General features: G+C 52.6%; 16 protein-coding genes and 1 pseudogene. 10 read left to right on the forward strand and 7 right to left on the reverse strand.

Annotated features, from left to right (window positions below; genetic code table 11):
• Positions 1-134: 134 nt before the first annotated feature.
• The 7 genes and pseudogenes from SAMA_RS15050 to SAMA_RS19945 form a co-directional block, all read left to right on the forward strand.
• Positions 135-1,340 (forward strand): MFS transporter, encoded by a 1,206-nt coding sequence (locus SAMA_RS15050; protein ID WP_041410533.1) that lies wholly within the window; start codon positions 135-137, stop codon positions 1,338-1,340.
• A 22-nt stretch (positions 1,341-1,362) separates the two neighbouring features.
• Positions 1,363-2,208, forward strand: coding sequence for a TIGR03899 family protein (locus SAMA_RS15055; protein WP_011760992.1), 846 nt, complete (start codon positions 1,363-1,365; stop codon positions 2,206-2,208).
• A gap of 175 nt (positions 2,209-2,383) precedes the next feature.
• Positions 2,384-2,578, forward strand: a complete 195-nt coding sequence (locus SAMA_RS15060; protein WP_011760993.1) for a DUF2986 domain-containing protein — start codon at positions 2,384-2,386, stop codon at positions 2,576-2,578.
• A 552-nt stretch (positions 2,579-3,130) separates the two neighbouring features.
• Entirely contained in the window at positions 3,131-3,823 is a 693-nt protein-coding gene (locus SAMA_RS15065; protein WP_041409896.1) for an aspartate/glutamate racemase family protein, read from the forward strand.
• A gap of 14 nt (positions 3,824-3,837) precedes the next feature.
• Complete coding sequence (locus tag SAMA_RS15070) at positions 3,838-5,112, forward strand: GGDEF domain-containing protein (protein WP_011760995.1); 1,275 nt, start codon at positions 3,838-3,840, stop codon at positions 5,110-5,112.
• A gap of 149 nt (positions 5,113-5,261) precedes the next feature.
• Positions 5,262-5,507 carry a hypothetical protein gene (locus SAMA_RS15075; protein ID WP_041409897.1) on the forward strand — a complete coding sequence of 82 codons (246 nt, stop codon included), beginning with the start codon at positions 5,262-5,264 and terminating at the stop codon, positions 5,505-5,507.
• Positions 5,508-5,623: 116 nt separating this feature from the next.
• Positions 5,624-5,725: pseudogene (locus SAMA_RS19945) on the forward strand (hypothetical protein); the annotation flags it as partial.
• A gap of 475 nt (positions 5,726-6,200) precedes the next feature.
• On the opposite strand, the gene cysC reads toward SAMA_RS19945, so the two are convergent.
• From cysC to cobA, 5 genes are all read right to left on the reverse strand, one after another.
• Positions 6,201-6,797 carry an adenylyl-sulfate kinase gene (gene cysC, locus SAMA_RS15080; RefSeq protein WP_011760996.1) on the reverse strand — a complete coding sequence of 199 codons (597 nt, stop codon included), beginning with the start codon at positions 6,795-6,797 and terminating at the stop codon, positions 6,201-6,203.
• Positions 6,798-6,819: 22 nt separating this feature from the next.
• Complete coding sequence (locus tag SAMA_RS15085; protein WP_011760997.1) at positions 6,820-8,571, reverse strand: SLC13 family permease; 1,752 nt, start codon at positions 8,569-8,571, stop codon at positions 6,820-6,822.
• A gap of 67 nt (positions 8,572-8,638) precedes the next feature.
• Positions 8,639-10,048, reverse strand: a complete 1,410-nt coding sequence (gene cysN, locus SAMA_RS15090; protein ID WP_011760998.1) for a sulfate adenylyltransferase subunit CysN — start codon at positions 10,046-10,048, stop codon at positions 8,639-8,641.
• Positions 10,048-10,956, reverse strand: coding sequence for a sulfate adenylyltransferase subunit CysD (gene cysD / locus SAMA_RS15095; RefSeq protein WP_011760999.1), 909 nt, complete (start codon positions 10,954-10,956; stop codon positions 10,048-10,050). Before cysD ends, cysN begins: the two co-directional genes overlap by 1 nt.
• A gap of 45 nt (positions 10,957-11,001) precedes the next feature.
• Complete coding sequence (cobA, locus tag SAMA_RS15100; RefSeq protein WP_011761000.1) at positions 11,002-11,811, reverse strand: uroporphyrinogen-III C-methyltransferase; 810 nt, start codon at positions 11,809-11,811, stop codon at positions 11,002-11,004.
• 360 nt (positions 11,812-12,171) lie between these two features.
• Between cobA and SAMA_RS15105 the strand changes: the two genes are divergently transcribed.
• Both SAMA_RS15105 and SAMA_RS15110 read left to right on the forward strand, forming a co-directional pair.
• The gene (locus SAMA_RS15105) at positions 12,172-13,056 is read left to right on the forward strand and encodes a phospholipase A (RefSeq protein ID WP_011761001.1); all 885 of its coding nucleotides are present in this window, start codon (positions 12,172-12,174) and stop codon (positions 13,054-13,056) included.
• Between the two features lie 14 nt (positions 13,057-13,070).
• A complete protein-coding gene (locus SAMA_RS15110; protein ID WP_011761002.1) occupies positions 13,071-14,714 on the forward strand; it encodes a S41 family peptidase in 1,644 nt (547 codons plus the stop codon).
• 267 nt (positions 14,715-14,981) lie between these two features.
• Here the strand turns inward: SAMA_RS15110 and SAMA_RS15115 are convergent, their stop codons facing one another.
• Both SAMA_RS15115 and SAMA_RS15125 read right to left on the reverse strand, forming a co-directional pair.
• Positions 14,982-16,691 (reverse strand): hypothetical protein, encoded by a 1,710-nt coding sequence (locus SAMA_RS15115; protein WP_011761003.1) that lies wholly within the window; start codon positions 16,689-16,691, stop codon positions 14,982-14,984.
• 615 nt (positions 16,692-17,306) lie between these two features.
• Positions 17,307-19,850: a TonB-dependent receptor plug domain-containing protein gene (locus SAMA_RS15125; protein ID WP_049758029.1), complete on the reverse strand. Its 2,544-nt coding sequence runs from the start codon at positions 19,848-19,850 to the stop codon at positions 17,307-17,309.
• Between the two features lie 399 nt (positions 19,851-20,249).
• Here SAMA_RS15125 and SAMA_RS15130 point away from each other — a divergent pair, with 399 nt between their 5' ends.
• Positions 20,250-21,845, forward strand: coding sequence for an AMP-binding protein (locus tag SAMA_RS15130; RefSeq protein WP_011761005.1), 1,596 nt, complete (start codon positions 20,250-20,252; stop codon positions 21,843-21,845).
• Positions 21,846-21,921: the final 76 nt, after the last annotated feature.

A 21,921-nucleotide genomic window follows, 5' to 3' on the forward strand; every position in this document is an offset into this window, starting at 1 on the left:
CGGGATGCTTAAATTCCAACTGCCTCACATTTGTGCCCCCGTGGGCTACATCCAAAGTTGCTTAATTTGGTCGGTAGCCAAATGGGGTGGCAGGGTTTAACATGCCAAAATCTTCTGTATTCACTGGTGTTAACATGCTTTCAGGGAGTGAGGGACAACAGGCCCAACGGCTGCTGCTTTGGATGACATTTATTATGTCCATGGTGTTTGCCGTGTGGCAGGCGCTGCTGAACAACTTTGTTATCGAACGGGCGCATTTCAGCGGTGCTGAAATCGGCATGTTGCAAAGCCTCAGGGAAGTGCCCGGATTTCTGGCGTTTACCGCCATCTTTGTATTGCTGATTATCCGCGAGCAATCCTTTGCCCTCTTGTCTTTGTTGGTGATGAGTATTGGCGTTGCCATCACCGGCTTTTTACCCTCGGTCATGGGGCTTTACTTCACCACTGTGCTCATGTCGGTGGGCTTTCACTACTACGAGACCCTCAACCAATCCCTCACCCTGCAATGGGTCGACAAAGAACACACCGCCGGTTTTATGGGCAAGGCCCTGTCGTGGAAGGCCGCTGCAGCCCTCGGCGGCTATGGCAGCATTTGGCTGCTGATGACAGTCTTCAAGCTCGATTATGTGTGGATGTACGCCTTCGTCGGTGGCATGGGTTGCCTGATGACGCTGGGGCTGTGGCGCCACTTTCCCCGCTTCGATACGGGAGAGGTGCAGCATAAGAAGGTGATATTGCGCCGCCGCTACTGGCTCTACTATTTACTGACCTTTTTCTCCGGCGCCAGACGGCAAATTTTCGTGGTGTTTGCCGGCTTTATGATGGTGGAGAAGTTCCATTACAGTGTCAGCGAAATCACCGCGCTGTTTTTGATTAACTACGTCATCAATCTCCTCTTTGCCCCCGCCATTGGCCGCCTGATTGGCCGCATCGGCGAGCGCAATGCGCTGTGCCTGGAATACGTTGGCCTGATTGGGGTATTTGTAAGCTACGCCCTGGTGGAAAACGCCCACTTTGCCGCGGCCCTGTATGTGATTGACCATCTGCTGTTTGCCATGGCCATTGCCATGAAAACCTATTTCCAGAAGATTGCCGACCGCCCTGATATCGCCGCCAGCATGTCGGTCAGCTTTACCATCAATCATATTGCCGCCGTGGTGATCCCTGTGCTTTTGGGCTACCTGTGGCTAGAGTCCAACGCGGCCGTGTTTTATATCGGCGCCGCCATGGCCGTTTGCTCGCTGATGCTGTCGCTGAACGTCCCAAGGCATCCCGCCCCCGGCAATGAAGTCTTGTTTCCAGCCAAGGCCCTGACACAACGACCTGACGCAGCGCAGTGACCGAGTAAAAAGAGACCACGCCATGAGTAACACCGACAGCGAGCCGGAATTCAGCCTGACCTCAGCCAATAGCCAGAGCGACACCTCAGCCAGACGCAAGGCCTTATTACTCGGGCGTATACTGGGGCTTGCCAGCGAAGAGGGCTATCGTCCATCCAATGTGTCGGTGGCAGAACGGGCGGCGCACCGGGCCCGCAAAATGGCGGCTCAGCATCAGGCCAACGTAGAGTCTATTTACACCCTGGCGCTCAAGCACACGCCATCTGACATAGTCGGCGCCGACCCTGACCCCGACTGGCTGTATCAGTTTTTTCAGATGGCCGAGCAAATCCATAACCGCCGTATGCAAGAGTTGTGGGCCCGCATATTGGCTAAAGAGCTGACCGAGCCGGGCAACTTCAGCTTAAGAACCCTGGAAACCTTAAGACGCCTCACCTGGCGCGAGGCTCAGACACTGGAAAAGGCCCTCGCCGTGGCCGTGCGCGTGGGCAGCGACGACCGGCTGAAAATTCTTTCCGGTTTCCGGGTCACCGGCGGTATAGGCCAGCTGTTTCGTAAATCCTCTTCTGTTACCCTGCCCTTATCCCAATTCGGCCTGCCCTACTCGGCTCTGGTCACCCTGATGGATTTGGGCATATTGCACAGCAGCGAATTTGAAACCGGCGAGCTGGACCCCAAACGCAGCTTCTCGCTGATACTGCCCAAAACCGAGCTTAAGCTCACCCCCAAACACGGCCATCTGCTGCTGTCTTACTACCGTTTTTCCACCGTGGGCGATGAGCTGGCCCATCTGGTACGCCCCCACACGGAGTCCAACTTCGGCCCTGCCCTCAAGGGCATGCTCGCCAAGGACTTTGATGTGACCTGAGTTGGCAGCTCAATCATCCCTCCCCCTGCGGCGGCTGTCCCATCCCAAGCGCCGCGGGTGGCCATCACCTGACATGCCAAGACATTTAACCCGCCCACAATTGCTGCTATAGTGCGCCGTCTTTTTACACAGCCCAGCTTGAGCCGCCCTATTAGCCGTCACCCATTAGCCGCCCATGAACAGAAAGAAGAAAATCAATCAGACCCTGATTGCCAAAGACAAAAAGAAGAAAGCCAAGCTCCACGGCAGCAATAAGCCAAAGTATGTTTCCAAAGCAGACAGGGAGAGGTTGGCACAGCTGGCGGTTGCTGATGGACCCGAGCTTGGTTCAAGCGATGCCGTGGTGAGTGAGCATCAACCTGCCAACTGAGTTAGTACCCTCTTAATCCGGTGGTGATACGTTGAATGTCTCCACCATTCCAGCTCCTATCCAGGTTTACCCAAAGTACATTCCAAAAAGTACTTCGTTAAGTAATCGTATTAACGGTAACTTTGAGTAAAGCGCTCATGGTAAGAGTAAATAAATTTACTGCCTCAATGCCCGGACTCACTTGGCTAAAAGCTGAGCGTTTCTGGATCCTGAAGGACCGAAATCACCACATCTGGCAATTGGCGCGATCAACAGAACTTAAAACGTTTTTAGAAGAACTGTCCCTATACGCCATTGAATTTGCAATCGCCCTACCGAACTGTAATAGTCGCATTATTTGAAAATGAACAGATTTCAAACAACCACTAACTGAATACTAAGGTTTGCGACGAGACCGAGTGTAATAAAACACGCGTGAAGTAGCCTGCTTATTCGTAAACGTAAAGGCATTGGTTCAGCTAACTATACGACCGAGTGGTGTAATACCGACAGCTGGCAAAGTCCCAAGTTTGGTGGTTCTGTCATAAATTTCTGCAACGAGAGGAAAATCAAATCAAAACCATCGGCTTGCTGGGCGGCATGAGCTGGGAATCCAGTCTCAACTACTACAAAGCAATCAACGAAGGTGTTAAAGCCAGACTCGGTGGTCTGCACTCTGCAAAAATTTTGATGTATTCAGTTAACTTTGCCGAGATAGAGCAACTCCAGCATCAAGGAGATTGGTCAACATGTGCCACGATTCTGACTGACGCTGCCAAATCCATAGAGTCCGCAGGGGCAGACTTTCTGCTTATATGCACCAATACTATGCACAAGGTAGCACCAGAGATTGATGCCAATATAGGCATTCCCATTCTGCATATTGCCGATGCAACAGCGGAGCGGCTTAAATCGGACGGAATTGACAGAGTCGGGTTACTGGGCACCCGCTTCACCATGGAACAGGACTTCTACAAATCCCGGCTAATCGAGCGCTATGGCATCGAAGTACTGGTGCCAAATGCGGCTGAGCGAGAACTTGTGCACGATGTGATTTATAACGAACTCTGTCTTGGCAAGATAAAACCAAAATCCCGCGAGGTGTATCTGGCCATCATTGACTCGCTTGCGAATGCTGGTGCCGAAGCCATCATCCTCGGCTGCACCGAAATCGCCCTTTTGGTAGAGCAGAACCACACTCACATCAAACTATACGACACAACCCAAATACATGCAGAGCAAGCAGTAGCTAAGGCGCTTGAATAAAATAGGTGCGATACATGGTTAACTTAAATGGAGTGCTGAATATCAGCAATCTCTCTCGAGCTTTGTTAATTAGGATATTGTTTTTCAGCGGATTCTTTACTCTACTGATTACGTCATTTCAGCTCTACTCTGACTATCAGCGTGGAGTATTAGATATCCAGCGTGAGGCAGAACTATCTATCAAACAAACAGAGGAGTCTCTGGCAGCTGCAGTTTTTGAGTTGTATGATGTTCGAGTTGAAAGCATATTGGATTCCATAAACAGCTTTAATGCTTTCGCTGAAGTAACGTTGATAGTTGACAGCAAACTCCCCGGCTACAATTCAATAAATTATGTAGTTACAAAAAAATGGAGCGAAGATGCCATAAAAAAAGAGTACAGCAAAGAATTAACATACAAAGCACTAAATATTAAGATTGGGAAAATAAATTACAAGCTCAACTCATCTCCTTTGAAAGAAAAAATATTTAGTCAAGCATGGACAATTTTACTATCTCAGTTCATTAAGACTATTTTTGTTTCAGCATTCATCCTTCATATTTTTCAAAAGTTTGTCATAAAACATCTCGCTGAGATTTCTACATGGTTAAACAATTTCAAACCTGACACCTCATATAACCCTAAAAATATCGATTTAGAGTCAGATAGTAGCAACGAGATGACAAAACTCAAATCTGCTATTCTTGAAATGGGGCAACAAGTATATAGACATACCATCGAACTCGAAAGCATGGTTGCATTGAGAACGGCCGAACTGGAAAAACTCGCATATACTGATGGCCTGACAGGAATTGCGAATAGGTCAGCATTTTTTAGCAGAGCCGAAGCAGAATTACGCAAATCTCATCGATTATCCTACGATGTGGGAATATTGATGTTAGATTTAGACCATTTTAAATCTATTAATGATACCTTCGGCCACGAAGCCGGAGACAATGTATTAAAATTAGTTGCCGATACAATCAGTACTTGTCTACGTGAGATAGACATGTTTGGAAGAGTTGGTGGTGAGGAGTTTGCGATTTTAGTTCCTGGTACAGATAAATTTGGCATGCAAGCCTTAGCAGAACGCCTGAAAAGCGCAGTATCGAATACCGATGTATCCTTTTTAGACGCCGAGAAAAAGATATCAGTAAGCATTGGCTACACCAAAATTTATCCTAATGAATCATTAAAATCTGCACTAAAGAGAGCTGACGAGAATCTATATTCGGCAAAAAGAAATGGCAGAAATTGCTATGTAACAGAGATAGATTTTTTACCCAAGGTAGTAAACCAAACAGATTGATTAATTTAAGTTGGAGTGAGCAGAGGCCAAGTCCCCATCGAAGCCGCTTTGGATGTTGGGCTGAGGAAAACCAGCGAGCCGAGATAGGGCGAGTGTCGCGAAGCGACTAACAATTAACAATTCAGGACTTATTCTCTGGAACCGTGATTTTGGTATATGTACAAGATTCAGCCTATATAGTCGATGAAGATGGTACGCTAGTTAAACTTCCTGATGACAAAGTAGAAGCAGACTTAATTCAAAAGACAAGTTTTACCAGTATAAGTTCTGCAAAGATTTTTCTTAAATTTGTATCCAGTCTAAGAAGCATTGGCGCTGAAACTTGCAATACAAAACAGCAAACTATCACTGATAAAGATGGAATTGAGCGAGTTGAATATGTTATTGATTTTTGACATTGCGGAGTTAATATGATTAATTTAAATGCAACCATGCTGGCGCAAATACTTACATTTATACTAGTGGTGATAGCGCCCTTAATTTTTGCATATAAAAAAAGCCATTTAAAAGGAAGTTATTGTGGACTTTTTTGTTTTTGTTTTTCCCTATCATTACGCCATTAATTTATTTGTACATACAATCAAAAGCCTCTGATGAAACCTCCCCCTTATAGGGGGGATTGGTAAGGAAAAGATAGGACAGGCACAACACTTTACTCGCAGTGAGTACCTGTTTTACCTCCGCGTGGCGGCCATAGGCCTCCGGGAAATGCTAGTGAAATAAAATTGTTCATCTCACTGTCGGACGACACGCTTATTCCCCATCGAAGCCGCTTTGGCTGTTGGGCTGAGGGAAACGAGCGAGCCGAGATAGGGCTATCGAGGCAGTGACCGTCGAGCTGGGAGCGAGTCGGTCACGGTGCTCGTTTTCAGCCCATAAAGCAAAAGTGCTCGGCTTCGTCTGGGGTCGCTGGGGGATTGGATAAGGGGGCAAGTCGATACTGCCCCCTTTCCTCGGGTGTGGGGTGAAACCCCACGACTTTAGTCGCTTTAAAAGCGTCAAACCTGCAAAGGTTTAAGATTAGATTTCCGGTGACAGCTAACACCGTAGCCAAGGCGGAACTCCATAGGCAAAAGCCGAAAGCTCAATCAGGCAGGAATATATCCACCACTAATCAAATAATCCACCAGCTTCGCCACCTGAGAATCCAGATCGCCCTCACTGGTATCAATCACCAACTCCGCACTCACAGGTGCCTCATAAGGCGAAGAAATCCCAGTAAAATCTTTAATCTCTCCAGCCCGGGCCTTCTGGTAAAGGCCCTTGGGATCGCGGGATTCACACACGGTAAGCGGCGTTGCCACATGCACCTCAATAAACTCCCCCTCTCCCACCAAAGCACGCACCAGGTCGCGCTCGGCTCGCTGGGGCGAAACGAAGGCCGAGAGCACCAAAAGCCCCGCATCCAGCATCAATTTGGCCACTTCGCCTACGCGGCGTATGTTCTCCCGTCGGTCTTCGAGGCTGAAGCCCAAGTCTTTACACAGGCCGTGGCGCACGTTATCGCCATCCAAAAGATACGAGTGCAATCCGCGGCGAAACAATTCGGCTTCCAAAGCACCGGCGAGTGTGCTCTTGCCAGCGCCAGAGAGCCCGGTAAACCAGAGGATGGCACCGCGATGGCCCTTTTGCGCTGCGCGTTCGCTGTGGGTGATGGCGTGTTGGTGCCACACAATATGATTCATTTTCTCTCCTTGCCTCTGACCGTTACAGGCTGTGGAACGGGAACATCAGGGGGATCAACGCCAGCACCGCGAAGGTGTAGGCAATTGCCATGGGGATCCCAACGCCAACATATTGTTTTAATCGATAATTGCCCACGGTGAATACCAAGAGGTTGGTTTGGTAGCCCCAGGGGCTGATAAAGCTGGCACTGGCACCAAAAAGCACCGCCATGATAAAGGGCATGGGGTCTATGCCAAGGCCCTGCGCGAGGCTGATGGCAATGGGGCACACCAAGGCTGCTGCGGCATTATTGGACATCAGCTCAGTTAAAAAGAGTGTCAGCAGGTATACCCCCGCCATCACAAAGAAATAGTGTACACCGCTGAAACCTGCAGTCAGCTCATCGGCCAGCAGTTTGGAAATGCCACTGTTCCCCATGGCCTGTGACAGCGCCAGTGCCCCGCCCACAATCAGCACTATGTCGATGGGAAAGCGGCGCTTAAGCTCAGACAGGGTCACCACCTGAGTCAACAGCAAACCTGCCACGAACAATGTCAGCCCCTTTAGGAGCGGCAGCACATTGAACATGGCAAGACCTATCACAGCGGCAAAGCTTGCCAGCACCCAGGCACTGCGACGGGGTGACAAACGGGTGGCCGAATCCACGCCGTTCACCAGCAAAAATTCTTTATCGAGCCGCTGGGATGCATCGCCAAACTGCTTGCCGGGTACCAGCAACAGGGCATCCCCGGCCTGTAATTCGATAGTGCCCAGGCCACCGCGCAGACGCTCGTGGCCGCGGCGCACCGCCACCACTACGGCATCGAAACGCTCACGGAACTGGGCGTCCTTCAGGCTTACACCATTGAGGCTGGAAGAGTGACTGATAATGGCCTCGGCCAGACTCTGACCGTTCATGGTGTGATGGCCATAAAGGGTCAGACCGGCGATTTCCTGCAGTACGGCCACCGACTCCATATCACCGGCAAACAAAAGCACATCGCCTTGCTGGAGCACCTCTTCGGGGGTGACCGGAATAATAGTGGTTTTTTCATCACCGATAACACGCTGAATTTCGGCCAAATACAGCTTGCGCAAATGCCTGAGGCCCGCATCACTCACGGTTTTGCCAATCAGAATAGAGCCCGCGGCAATACGCGCCTCGAGGAAATACGGCAGGTTCTGCTCATCTTCGGCTTTTTCGGTAATGGGCAGGCGGTCGGCAATCAGCCACAGCACCAGCATACCCGCCAGCACCACACCTATGGCCACCCCAGTGGTGGTAAAAAACTGCAACAGCGGCAGACCGGCGCGATCCAAAAAACTGTTGATCACCAGATTGGTGGACGTACCAATCAGGGTCAGAGTACCGCCAAAGGTGGCCGCAAAGGCCATGGGCAACATCAGCTTGGAAGGAGCATAACGCTGGTTGCGCTTGATGGCACCAATCAGGCTTGCCACCACAGCCGTATTGGCGGTGAAGGATGACAGCACCGAGGTAGAAAACCACAGCTTGGTAAGCACAGTGCGCAGGCCGCCACGACTTAACTGCACCCCGACCCAGCTGATAAGGCGGGTCTTTTCCAACGCCACCGAGGCCAGCAGCAAGAGCACCAGCGTCAGCAGGGATGAGTCGGTAAATGAGGCAGACAACTCGTTCAAACTCAGTGAGTTGGAGACGTAGGATAAGAGTGCGACTGCGGCAAACACCCAGGATGCCGGCAAGCGGGTACAGACAAGGGTACCGACCAGCGTCAGTACCATGCCTATTACCCAATATTGCTCCAGCGTCATAGCCTTATCCTTGTATCCGGGAAAAAACGGGCCCGAGGGCCCGCTGTGTATCTGGTGGCATCAGCCGCTACTGCTTACTGATATCCAGCGCCTGCCAGTGGGGGAAGTGCTTGCGGATAAGGGCATTGAGCTCAAGCTCAAACTCACTGAAATCCGTCGTTTTGTGCTCGGCTTCCAGCGCGCTTTCCACCAGTCCTGCGCCCACTGTGATGTTGCTGATACGGTCGATAAAGATAAATCCACCGGTATCGCGGTTATCCTGGTAGGGGTCAAACACCACGGCTTCATCCAGCTCAAGCTCCACCAGGGCAATGCCATTGAGTGGCAGCGCTGTGGCCTTGTCTTCGGCCAAGGTGTTCACATCTATGCTGTGAATGATGTGGCGCACCGTACCCGGCACCTTACGGGTACCCAGCTTGATGTTGTACTGCTTACCCGGAGTCAGTGGCTGCTCGTGCATCCACACCACCTTGGCCAGCAGCCGATTGGATACGGTCACATCGCTTGATGCAGGCACTATCACATCGCCACGGCTGATATCGATTTCATCATTCAGCGTCAGGGTCACGGCCTGACCGGCAAAGGCCTCACCAAGCTCACCATCGAAAGTGACAATGCTTTTAACCGTGGAGGCTTTACCGGAAGGCAGGGCCTTGACCGCATCACCCACTTTGAAACTGCCGCTGGCAATGGTGCCGGCAAAACCACGGAAATCCAGGTTCGGGCGGCTCACGTACTGCACCGGCAGGCGGGCTTCAAAGTCACGGTTGGCACCGGTAACCGGGGCATTTTCGAGAATCGACAGCAAGGTTTCGCCGCTGTACCAGGGGCTTTGCTCTGAGCGGCTGACCACGTTGTCGCCCTTGAGGGCCGACAGGGGCACAAACTTGATGTCCGGTACCTTAAGCTGCTCGGCAAAGGCGAGATACTCGCGTTTGATTTCTTCAAAGCGCGCTTCATCAAAGCCCAGCAAGTCCATCTTGTTGACGGCCACCACAAACTGCTTGATGCCCAAAAGCGAGCAGATAAAGCTGTGGCGACGGGTCTGGGTTTGCACGCCGTAGCGGGCATCCACCAGAATGATGGCCAGGTCGCAGTTGGACGCGCCCGTGGCCATATTGCGGGTGTACTGTTCGTGGCCGGGGGTGTCGGCGATGATGAACTTGCGCTTCTCGGTGGAGAAATAGCGGTAAGCCACATCGATGGTGATGCCCTGCTCGCGCTCGGCCTGCAGGCCGTCTACCAGCAGCGCCAAATCGATGGCCTCACCCGTGGTACCGTGTACCTTGGAGTCTTTGGACAGGGCGGCCAGCTGATCCTCGTAAATCTGGGCGCTGTCGTGCAGCAGACGACCAATCAGGGTCGACTTGCCATCGTCCACAGAGCCACAGGTGAGGAATTTAAGCAGCGACTTATGCTGTTGTCTTTCCAGGTATTGCTCAATACCAAGATCTTTAACTTGCTGTGCAATAGACATCAGAAATACCCCTCGCGCTTTTTCTTTTCCATGGAACCCGATGAATCGTGGTCAATCACCCTGCCCTGACGCTCACTGGAGCGGGACAGCAGCATCTCTTCAATGATGCCGGTGAGGGTGGTGGCGCTGGATTCGATAGCGCCGGTAAGCGGGTAGCAACCCAGGGTGCGGAAACGCACCAGCTTTTGCTCGGGCACTTCGCCTTCGTTCAGCGGCATACGCTCATCGTCAACCATGATCAGGGTGCCGTTACGCTCAACCACTGGACGGTAATCGGCAAAGTACAAGGGCACTATGTCGATGTTTTCCTGATAGATGTATTGCCAGATATCCAGTTCGGTCCAGTTGGACAGCGGGAACACACGAATGCTTTCGCCCTTGTTCACCTGACCGTTGTAGGTGTGCCACAGCTCGGGGCGCTGGTTTTTCGGGTCCCAGCGGTGCTTGCTGTCGCGGAAGGAATACACGCGCTCCTTGGCGCGGGACTTTTCTTCATCGCGGCGCGCACCACCGAAGGCGGCATCGAAACCGTATTTGTTGAGCGCCTGTTTCAGACCCTCGGTCTTCATCACGTCTGTGTGCTTGGACGAACCAAAGGTGAAGGGGTTCATGCCCATGGCAAGGCCTTCGGGGTTTTTGTGCACCAGCAGATCAAAGCCGTACTTCACTGCCGCTTCGTCGCGAAACTTAATCATCTCGCGGAATTTCCAGTCGGTATCCACATGCAGCAGGGGAAAGGGAATTTTGCCGGGATAGAAGGCCTTGCGCGCCAAATGCAGCAGCACAGAGGAATCCTTACCGATGGAATACAGCATCACAGGGTTATCAAACTCCGCTGCGACTTCACGGAAGATCTGGATGCTTTCCGCTTCCAGTTGCTCAAGGTGACTTAACACAGGCCCTGACATCTTGTTTCTCCGAGTCTTATATTTGAGAAGGCTGCCGTGGCAGCATCAATTCGTATTCTGTTTGGGCAGAACCTCGGCCACTTGGGCGGGTTCAAACCAGTTGAGTGTGTCGGCGAGACTCACCACTTCCCCGACTATCATCAATGCCGGCATCACCACCCGCGCATCTTTGGCGAGGGTTTCAAGCTCGCCCAGGGTGCCAATCACCCGCTGCTGGTGGGCGGTGGTGGCGCGGGAGACAATGGCTACCGGTGTGGCGGCGCTGCGGCCATGTTTGGTCAGCTCGCGCTGGATGAGTCCGGCGTTGAGAATGCCCATGTACACCACCAGGGTGTTGGCCGGATTGGCATAGCCCTGCCAGTCCATGGGACGGCTCTCGAGCTGGCAATGGCCGGTAATAAAGGTGACGCCCTGGGCAAAGTCTCTGTGGGTAAGCGGAATGCCGGCATAGGCAGAGGTGCCGCTTGCAGCCGTAATGCCCGGTACCACCTCAAAGGCCACACCGGCTTCGACCAGGGTTTGCAACTCTTCACCACCACGGCCGAAAATAAAGGGGTCGCCGCCCTTGAGGCGCACCACGTTTTTACGGGTAAATGCCTTGGTTACCAGCAGTTGGTTAATGTCTTCCTGACGGGCACTGTGGGCGCCAGCGCGCTTGCCAACGGCAATCTTCTCGGCGTGTTCAGGAATGAGGGCGAGAATGTCATCACTGACAAGTGCGTCGTAGAGCACGGCGTCGGCGCTGGCCAGGATACGGGCAGCCTTCAGGGTCAGGAGTTCCACATCTCCCGGACCGGCACCCACCAACCACACCTTGCCGTTGGGCCCTTGGCCCGGCAACGTTACAACGTCCATACACACCCCCACTTACCAGATTGGAAGCCAATATAACGGGCCTTATATTCCTTAAAAAATAGTAAATAGTTAGTTTTTATAACCAAAATGAATATGCAGACACGCCGGACACCGCCCTGTTGTCACTGAACGCCCGGACAAACGCCGGAATCAAAAAATACTCAACAAAACAGAGGGCTAAATAAACTGCTGCGCAAATAACAGCCCATACTGGCAAACTAACTTATCGCGAAAAGTTCTATGCTGCGGCACAAAATACCAGCGACTTCACGTTGAGCCATGGGGAATTCTGGTAAATGCGCGGCGGGGGCGTTAATCTGCCCTACAACAAGATAGGCGCTATATGTTCATGGAAAGACAATGAAAAACTTAATGAGATATTTACTACCCCTGTTGTTTATTTCCCATGCTGCCTTGGCAGAAGAACCCTCTCTGGTGGATGAAAGGGTGAAAGATGAGCTTGCTACCTCAGAGCAACCCTTCGTGATCACCCCCCATAAGGTGAACTACATATTGCCGGTGACCTACAACAGTTCCCCCAATATGAAGCCCTTCGAAGAAGAAGCGGCGGAGCATCCCTTCACCCTGGACGAGATGGAAGCCAAATTCCAGATAAGCTTTAAGTTTCCACTCTGGTATAACGTCTTTGGTGACAACGGCCACCTGTTTTTTGCCTATACCAACCAGTCTTACTGGCAGGTATACAACAAAGACATTTCCTCGCCCTTTCGTGAAACCAACCACGAACCTGAGCTCTTTATGTTGTTCAATAACGACTGGGAAGTGTTTGGCCTGACCAACTCCTTCTGGGGCTTTGGCGCCGTACACCAGTCAAATGGCAAGGCAGGTGATTTCTCCCGCAGCTGGAACCGCGTCTACGGCACCATGGTGTTCGACCGGGGCCCCCTGGCCATTGGCGCCAAGGTATGGTGGCGAATTCCGGAGGATGAAAAAGAATATGAAGGCGATCCCCATGGCGATGACAACCCGGATATCGAAGATTACATGGGCAATTTTGAACTGCAGGCTGTGTATGGTCTGGAGGAACATCGTTTTACCATGCTGCTCAGAAACAATCTCGACAGCCCTAACCGGGGTGCCTTTGAGTTCACCTGGAGCTATCCCATCATAGGCAACCTGCGACTCTATACCCAATACTTCAATGGTTATGGTGAGAGCCTGATAGACTATAACGCTCACACCCAAAGGGTTGGTATTGGCATATCAATCAACGACTTACTTTAAGAGAACGCTAACCCATGAAGGCCTCTTCGGCCGGACAGCCAACCGCCACGCCACCCACCTTTGATGCTGTGTTGGCGGTGCTGGTCATTATCATTACCGTCAGCGCCATGCGACTGAGCCTGTTTCTCTGGCCACAAGAGCCCAGGGCCGATACCCTCACGGCTCGGGAGATGCGCCAGGATCTCTATATTCTGCAACGGGAAATCGCCGCCCACTCGGCATTTTTAAGCCTGGAGCCCGACATTAAGCAGCAGCGAATAGACAGCTATATCCGTGCCATGAGTAACCGTTATCCGGATCAGATCCCATCGCACCTGTTTGCCGCCGAAGTGCTGAAAATACTGAACCTGCTGGACGACCCTGGGGTTGCCACCGAGGCCGATGCCGAGTTTGGCCAGCGATTGCCGGTGCAGCTCAGACCCATGGAAGACAGCTGGCTGGCCTTGAACGAAAGCTTAACCCCATTTGATGAAAATTATCCTTTTATCAGCCACCTGGATGACATTCCCATGGCGCGATGGCAGGAAGCCGCCCAGGCTTTTCTACCTGCCAGCAGCAAGTACAGTCTCACAGAGCAGGCAACCTGGCTTGAGCGTACCAGCCTGCTGCGGGGTGAACTGGGATTGGTGCAAAAAAGCGAGGTAACCCTTACCCTGACCAATCCAGAGGGCCAGCAAAGGCGCACCAGTCTGACACTGTTGCCCCCCGCTCCCGATCCCTCTGTGATCGCAACGCCATTTGCCATCCAGCCCATGGCTGATCGTGGTTTTTGGGTGACCATTGGCGATTTGAACGAACTTGAGCAAAACCGGGCCATGATGCAGGAGTTGAAGCGCGCGATGGCGGCCAAACTTCTGGTATTGGATCTGCGCCGCACTCAGGGACAAAGTCCGGCTTTGCTGACTGTGCTGGGCGCCTATGCCGATGAAGACTCTACCATGCTTGGCTACGCCCGCTACCGAACCTCAGTGGACAAACGCAACGACTATTTGGGTAGCCGCGCATATCATGCCGTCAGCGAAGGACCACAATTGGTGGAAGACGAGGCCCACAGCCGCTTTGGCCAGTGGTACGCCAGAAGCCAGCCAAAGGCCGAAAAAGTGAGCGGCCGCCTGGCACTGATTGCCGGACCGGGATGTCGTCAGGAATGTGAGTGGATTGTGCACAGCGCCAAGGGCTGGCAGCGGGCCATTATCATAGGTGAAGACACCATGGGCGATCTGGGCAAGCTGCATGTATTTCAGTTGCCCAATCTCAAGCAGCGGTTTTATTTTTCCAGCTCACTGGCCTACGCCCTCGATGGCAGCCTGATTTCCGGTGCCGGCACCAGCCCGGATATCTGGGTGCCCGGCCAGGAGTCGTTCGATGCCGAAGGGATACTGGCACTGATTGGTGAGCTTGCCCCTGTCGATACCAAAACGCCTGCCGAGCCTTCCCCAGCAGAGCCCTCCGAGCAAGGGCAACAAGAGAACGTGCAACAAGAGAACGTGCAGCAAGAGAACCCGCTGCAAGAGGACGCCGACGAGAAAAGCCAGTCTCAACGCATCCAGGGTGAGCCCATCCATGACGGTTCCGGCGGGAATACCGCCCTTGCCACACCGGAAACTCACGTTAAGACCACAGAATCCCCAACGCCGCAGATTTCTCCAACGCCATAGTTTTCTCCATAGCCACAGAATTCCCCAACGCCTTAGAGTTCCCCATAGCCATGGGTTCCCCAGCGTCCCCAAGCACCATAAGCACCGTTAGTCGCGGTGCTGTGGGTTAACCGTGGTGCCACCGAGGTTCCCCTCTCTGGGGGGCGGCTATCACCCTGAGACCCGACAATGATGAAAAGTGACAGCAAAGCAGGCCAAGCCATTTTCCGGCCATAAAAAAACGCCGCTTTCGCGGCGTTTTTAATGGAGCAAAGGAGCGCACTCCTGTCAGGGCTTGGTCACAAAGCCAGTGTTAAATACCGGACCCTGCTCGTTGATATCCATCCCCATTTGCACCTGCATCTTGTAGTCCTTGAGGGCTTCGAGCTCTTCAGGGATTTCCTCACCCGAGGCTTCCATCAGGGTCATCAGAGGCGACAGCAGACGACCATAATCGGCCGACATACCAAAGAGGCCATTGGCGGCCAGGGTCTCCCCCTTGAGGCTGTCTGCCATGCGTTTTCCGCCTTCACCGCTGTAAACTACCAGATGCTGACCACGCAGCCCCAGCTTGGCGGTAACACCAAACTCAGCGGGGATATAATCAGACAGGTCGACATCATCACCAGACTTGAGATTGATTTGCCCCAGCATAGGCGCAAAGGGTTTTACCATATCAAACAGGAAGGCCGGGTCTTCGGCAGAAAGACTGACCAGGGCATCCAGCTTTTTCAGACTTGGCTCGTCGTTCACTATCTGCAGATCATAGTCCAGCACGGCTGCGCCTATGCCCTTGACGCCATCTGCCATGGCGGTTGCCATGCCCAGCATGGCCGGGTTGGCGGCTTCCATTTCGGATTGCAATTCGGCCAGTGGCTGACACTGCAAACGGGGCGACATAAAGTCGTTCCAAACCTTGTTCAGTGAAGGCGCCAGCTGACCCACGTCCAGCCCCAGCCCCATGGCCATTACACTGTCACCGGGCTTTTGCACGTAACCGGCTATGTAGCCGCGCATCTTGTCCAGCGCCTTGATAACGACTTCATTGCGGGTTTCCAGCACCATCTTCATGTCCATGCTGGCTTGCTTGCTGTCCACTTTCATTGTGGTCAGCCCGGCGACGGTACGGGGCCAGTTGGCCGCGATGGCGTTGAGCTCGGTCTGGCACTCGGGCGTGCGCAGTTCCAGGAAGGGATCTTCACCTGTCTTGGCAAAGAGGTTCATCAGCTGTTTGCCCAGCTGGTTATCACCGGATACGACCGCACGCACCAACTCCTGATGGTTGATGTAGCTGACACTGTCATCCATAAAACCGTGGGTTTTAATGATATCGGCCAGCAACTTGGTGCCTGACAGAGGGTTGGTGACCTTGGTCACGCCCAGTGCATGCTCCAGCAGCGTGGGATCCTGGAAACTGGTATTGAGGGTCACACTCACCATGCCCTCACGATCGGCAATCACCAGTTCCACTTTTTCTTCGTCGTTGGCATCGGACAGCAGATAACTGCGGTAACTCTGCCCGGCAATGGTCCCCTGGGTATGCTGCCAACCGCTGGCCTGCTCGGCCTCATCCATTAGCTTCCAGAAGGCGGTAGTATCGGCCACTTCCATGCGGGCAACGGGCAAGGCGCCCAGGGTATAGAAGAAGCCACGGCTTTGGTCGCCAAGGCCGAAGCGCTTGAGCATCGCGGCGGGATCCTTCAGCCCTTCCACATAGGCCTTATACAGGTACATGCCGAAGTGAACGCTGGGCTCGGTAATCTCATCCATCTCTTCTTGCAACAGCGGGCTTTGTGCCAAATGGGCCGAGTTGCCTGCGGTAGCGATCAGATAATCCTTGATAGGAAATGGCTTCAGCTGGCCCGAAAAAATGGGGGTGTCAGCGGGAATGTAATCGAGTGCTGGATTGGTCAAGGCGCCCTGGCCTTGCTGCTGGCTGTACCAATAGGCTCCCGCTCCGGCGGCGATTATGGCCACGGCTAGCGCAAGTTTTTTCATGGAAGACTCCGTTCTGTTCGAATATATAAATGCAGGCAAACCCGGACTCAATTCCTCAAGTCCGGCATCCCTTAGTCAGATAAAGGTTTAATGAATAAGGGAATAACCGGACAAAAGTAACACAGTAAGGAGAGAAAGTGGTAATGCCCCGGATAGCCCAGGAGGAGAGAGGGGGCTATCCGGGGAAAGGGAATGATTGCCAAGCGCCAGCAAGTCAATCAACGAGCATCGGCCACAGGGGCCAGGTTTTCGAGCTTCAACACCCCTTACAGAGGATCATCAAGAGGGATGACCAAGGCTCCGTGGGACTAACCCAAGGGTGACTACTCAAAACCATCTACGGGAACTTACAACTATAGCCCAAGTCTTAAAATTGTGAACAAGCTTGTGGAAAAAAATGTACAAAAGTTTTATTAAACGCTAAACAAAGGCGCCTTAGTCGATTTATATCAATTAATTATAAAAAATAACCCTGTTGAAAACCTTATCCACACCCATCAGGATGGCACATCCTTTTCGGGGTGTGCATTTCAGGGCAGCACACTCAACATAAACCGATTCCCATAAAAAAAGGCTGCCGAAGCAGCCTTTTCATCCTCTATCACCTTCTGATTATCAGAAGTTGTAATTCAGACGTGCGTAGTAGTAACCGCCGTTGAATCCATAGGGTGAAGTCACAGGGTAAGCCGCACCCGCAATACCGGCCCATGGGTTGTCATCTGGGTAGGTATCAAACAGGTTTTGTGCACCCACTGCCAGGCTCCAGTTGTCGTTGAAGTCATAACCTACTTCAGCGTCAAAGGTCACAGTAGAGCCATTGTAGATTGGCAAATCACCTTCTGAATCCAGGTGGTCTTCATAGAACTCACCGTAGTAGTTCATGCGAACCATAGAGCGCAGGTTGGCACCCAGCTCCTGGGTCCAGGTCAGGGTACCCTTGTGGTGTGGGAGCGCTTCTTCAAGCACCTTCACGCGGGCTTCGCTGATGTTGTCCGGATTGAATCTGTCAACGGTGGTTTCAGTCCAGTTATAGGCCAGCGCAAAGTTGGCGCCATCCAGCCAATCAGGTGCGTAACTGGCAACCAAATCGACACCCTGAGTCGTGGTATCGAAGTCATTTGTGAAGTAGAGCACTGAACTGTAGCTGTTGGCATCCAGCACACCCTGAGCAATCAGCGCATCCTTATCCGCCTGGGTCAGCTCCTGGTTGGAACTCTGGGTGATACGGTCTTCCAGGGTAATGTGGAAGTAATCCGCCGTCAGGAAGAACTCACCCACAGTCAACACGGCACCAAATGACAGGTTAACCGAAGTTTCCGGCTCCAGCGGTGTCGCCCCTTTCTGGATGGAGATAGGGTTGGTAGGAGGCAGGGTTGCCTGATCTTCCAACTGACCACCGGAGAACGCCGTTGTTACGTTACGCACGTTGCTCTGGCCCACTGTAGGAGCACGGAAGCCGGTGCTGGCCGCGGCACGCAGCGAGAAGTCGTCGGTCACATTATAGATGGAGCTCAGTTTCCAGTTGGTGGTTGAACCGAAATCATCATAGTACTCGTAACGCAGGGCACCGGTTACCAACCAGCTATCGGTCAGATCGTGCTCGGCATCGAAGTAAGCGGCGTAGTTATTGCGGCTCCATGAACCAGAGTCCTGGGGTTTAAAGCCGGGGAAACCGTTGGAACCGATACCAAAACCCTGGGTGTACAGTGGGCCAAGCTCAAAGGAGGCTGGGTCGCCATTGTAGATTTCAAAGGTCTCACGGCGGAATTCCAAACCGGCGGCGAAGCTCCACTCATCCACTTCAAAGTAGCTGAAATCCAGAGACGCACCGCGCTCCATCTGCACATAACGACCGGGATTGAAGTCGGTAGGCGAATCTGGGCCCAGAGAGGCGTTGACTGTGTTCTTGATGTAGAAATCGGCGTCACTCTTACCGTAGCTGACACCAAAATCGTAGTTCAGGTTACTTGCTGTGGTGCCTTTCACACCGGCGCTCAGGGAGGTGTCTTCAATGACACCACCAAAACGTGGCGTAAAGCCACCGGGGAACATTTCATTGAACACAAAGCAATCTGGATCGTTCTTCACCTGTGCCAGTGCCACTGGATCAGGCACGTTGTTGGTGATGGTGATAACGGGGCAGTTACCGGACATATCACCGGTCAGATCACCCACCAGCAGCGTCTCACCATCATCACCGCTGTATACGCCACCGCGGTTATTGGGGTTACGGAAGTAAAAGCCACCTTCTACGTCACGGCGGGCCCAGTTACCAAACATGTAAGCAGTTTGATTGGCATTGAGATCCAGACCGGCGTTAAAGAAAAACTTAAAGTCTTCTTTGGTTTCAGGGGCACCCCAAATCTGAGCGGGGTTCGCCACGGCAGTGTTACCGGCGGCGATCAAGTCGGCAGCATCATCACGCTGCACGCTGCGACTGGTGGCATCAGCGGTTTTATATTCGGCGCTGACGTTAAAGAAACCGTTATCAGTCAGTGGCATACCCACGTTGGCCGCGATCATGGGGCTGGAACCATCCCCTTCGTAAAACTCACCGTAACGGGCTTCGATGGTGCCACCTTCGGCATTGTCTTTGAGCTGGAAGTTAATCACGCCGGCAATAGCATCAGAGCCGTACTGGGCCGCAGCGCCATCACGCAGTACTTCAACCTGCTTGAGTGCAACAGCGGGGATCACCGAAATGTCTGGGCCCTGGGCACCGTTTGACACACCACCGCCCAGGAAAGAAATAACGGCAGCACGATGACGACGCTTACCGTTTAACAAAATCAATGTATGGTCAGGCGCCAGACCGCGCATGTTAGCGGGGCGCACCAGAGTTGCGGCATCTGAAATGGGTTGGGCATTAACGTTATAAGAAGGAACTACCTTGCCAAGCAGGTCGTTCATGTCGGTGGTACCATTCTTGGTGAACTCTTCATTTCCTATGATGTCTACCGGCACTGGGGATTCACCCACTGAGCGAGGTGCAGCACGAGAACCCACGACGGCAATCTTCTCGATATTATCGCTCGCCTGTGCTTCTTCCTGCGCCTCTTCGGCCCAGGCTGCACTTGCCCCCATAACCCCTGTCAAAGCCAGCGAGACTGCCAAGCTCAATGAGCTCAAGCCAAACTTTTTAGTGTCTTGTATGGTCATCATCTTTGCTCTCAATTGTTTATTATGTTTTTTATCTCTTCGGGACCTGTCGGCAACCATCCCGAAGGCACTTCCCAAGGACAGCAAAATTGTCCCCCAGACATTTCTATAACACTTTAGAATCACATTCCATTACATTTTCTAACAATTAAGTTAACATTATCACAACACAATTCAAATCAACTATTTACGTGAGAATTATTTTTACTGAATAGAGTGCTGGTCAAAAATCAACCGCAGACGATAAAACCATCGTTTGTGCTGTAAAGCGACTTCAGTGCAAATGGCGATGACAAAAGGATTTTCTGGTGGGTGCAGGCATTGACCGCAGCGGCACTGGCCGCCTAAGCTGGAGATTATCCCCGTAGCTGCAATGCCTTCATCAGCAGGAATACTGGCATGTTAAATAACGATAATAATCAGCTGGATTTAAACGAATACGCCTCATTGATTGATTTGTTCACCAAGGCCTGTAAGCGCTTTGGCGACAAGCCGGCTTTTGCATGTTTAGGCAAAAGCCACAGTTTCAATGAGATAGACAAACTGTCGACGGATTTTGCGGCATTTTTGCAACATCACACCCAATTGCAACCGGGGGACAAGGTCGCCATTCAACTGCCCAACCTCACTCAGTTTGTCATTGCTGCTTATGGCGTGCTCAAGGCCGGCATGGTGCTGGTAAACACCAATCCGCTGTACACAGAGCGTGAGCTTATTCATCAGTTTAAAGACTCAGGGGCGAAGGTGTTGGTGGTGCTTTCCGATCTGCTGCCGACTCTGGCCAAGGTGGTGGCTGAAACCCCGATAGAGCTGGTGATATCCACCCATGCGCTGGATTTGGTCAGCCCACAGATACAGCCCAAAACCGGACTGAAGAACATCGAGTTTCTCAAAGCCCTGAACCTTGGCAGTCAGGAAAGCTGGCAACCGGTTGCCGCCAACCACAGCACGCTGGCGGCATTGCAGTACACGGGCGGCACCACAGGGCTCTCCAAGGGTGCCATGCTCAGCCACGGCAACCTGATAGCCAACGCCCTTCAATGCCGCGATCGCCTGGCCAATGTCATTACCCCCGGGGAAGACATTTTTGTTGCCCCCCTGCCCATCTACCATATCTATGCGTTCCTGGTGAATCTGGTGCTTTTTGTCGAACAGGGCGCCTGCTCGGTACTCATCCCCAATCCCAGAGATATTCCGTCGCTGATAAAAACCCTGGCGAAGTATCCCTTCACCGGATTTGCCGGGCTCAACACCCTGTTTGTGGCCCTGTGCCATCAGGAAGAATTCCGCGCACTCGATTTCAGCCATCTGAAACTCACCATTTCCGGTGGCACGGCTCTGACCGAAGCCGCAGCGGGTCTGTGGCAGCAAACCACCGGCTGCACCATCAGCGAAGGCTATGGATTATCGGAAACCTCACCGGTGATCACCTTAAACCAGCCCGGTGCAGAACGGCTGGGCACCATAGGTCGGCCGGTGCTGGCCACTGAAGTGCAGATTCTGGACGAAGATGAAACCCCGGTTCCCATGGGGCAAGCGGGTGAACTGGCGGTGCGCGGACCACAGGTGATGTCCGGCTATTGGCAGCAAGCCGGTGAAACCGAGCGGGTATTCAGCAAAGATGGTTTCTTCAAGACAGGTGATATTGCCATTGCCGAGCCCGATGGCTGTTATCGCATCGTAGATCGTAAAAAAGACATGATTATTGTCTCAGGCTTTAATGTGTACCCCAATGAGGTGGAGAACGTGTTAGCGAGCCACCCCGCGGTGCTGGAGTGTGCTGTCATCGGCGTCGCCGATGAGCGCAGCGGCGAAGCGGTAAAAGCCGTTATCGTGCTCAAACCATCGGTAGAAGCAGATGACGCCAGAGCCGCCATCACAGCCCACTGCCAGGCCAATCTTGCCGGCTACAAGCAGCCCAGGCACATCGAGTTTGTGGCATCACTGCCAAAAAGCACAGTAGGCAAAATATTGCGCCGCGCCCTCAGAAGCTGAGCGCCACAACAAACACAAGCCCTGCCAACAAAAACACCTCGCCATAAACGAGGTGTTTTTACTTGCGGGTATCACA

Origin of the sequence: Shewanella amazonensis SB2B, assembly GCF_000015245.1 — a bacterium.
In the GTDB taxonomy this organism is placed as follows: Bacteria; Pseudomonadota; Gammaproteobacteria; order Enterobacterales; family Shewanellaceae; genus Shewanella; species Shewanella amazonensis.

What these genes read in the sequence shown, in the direction of transcription:
- cysC (WP_011760996.1), bottom strand. Translation starts at nt 6,797, where the DNA reads ATGAATCATATTGTGTGGCACCAACACGCCATCACCCACAGCGAACGC.
- SAMA_RS15110 (WP_011761002.1), top strand. Translation starts at nt 13,071, where the DNA reads ATGAAGGCCTCTTCGGCCGGACAGCCAACCGCCACGCCACCCACCTTT.
- SAMA_RS15050 (WP_041410533.1), top strand. Translation starts at nt 135, where the DNA reads ATGCTTTCAGGGAGTGAGGGACAACAGGCCCAACGGCTGCTGCTTTGG.
- cobA (WP_011761000.1), bottom strand. Translation starts at nt 11,811, where the DNA reads ATGGACGTTGTAACGTTGCCGGGCCAAGGGCCCAACGGCAAGGTGTGG.
- SAMA_RS15105 (WP_011761001.1), top strand. Translation starts at nt 12,172, where the DNA reads ATGAAAAACTTAATGAGATATTTACTACCCCTGTTGTTTATTTCCCAT.
- cysD (WP_011760999.1), bottom strand. Translation starts at nt 10,956, where the DNA reads ATGTCAGGGCCTGTGTTAAGTCACCTTGAGCAACTGGAAGCGGAAAGC.
- SAMA_RS15085 (WP_011760997.1), bottom strand. Translation starts at nt 8,571, where the DNA reads ATGACGCTGGAGCAATATTGGGTAATAGGCATGGTACTGACGCTGGTC.
- SAMA_RS15070 (WP_011760995.1), top strand. Translation starts at nt 3,838, where the DNA reads ATGGTTAACTTAAATGGAGTGCTGAATATCAGCAATCTCTCTCGAGCT.
- SAMA_RS15055 (WP_011760992.1), top strand. Translation starts at nt 1,363, where the DNA reads ATGAGTAACACCGACAGCGAGCCGGAATTCAGCCTGACCTCAGCCAAT.
- SAMA_RS15115 (WP_011761003.1), bottom strand. Translation starts at nt 16,691, where the DNA reads ATGAAAAAACTTGCGCTAGCCGTGGCCATAATCGCCGCCGGAGCGGGA.
- SAMA_RS15060 (WP_011760993.1), top strand. Translation starts at nt 2,384, where the DNA reads ATGAACAGAAAGAAGAAAATCAATCAGACCCTGATTGCCAAAGACAAA.
- SAMA_RS15130 (WP_011761005.1), top strand. Translation starts at nt 20,250, where the DNA reads ATGTTAAATAACGATAATAATCAGCTGGATTTAAACGAATACGCCTCA.
- SAMA_RS15125 (WP_049758029.1), bottom strand. Translation starts at nt 19,850, where the DNA reads ATGACCATACAAGACACTAAAAAGTTTGGCTTGAGCTCATTGAGCTTG.
- cysN (WP_011760998.1), bottom strand. Translation starts at nt 10,048, where the DNA reads ATGTCTATTGCACAGCAAGTTAAAGATCTTGGTATTGAGCAATACCTG.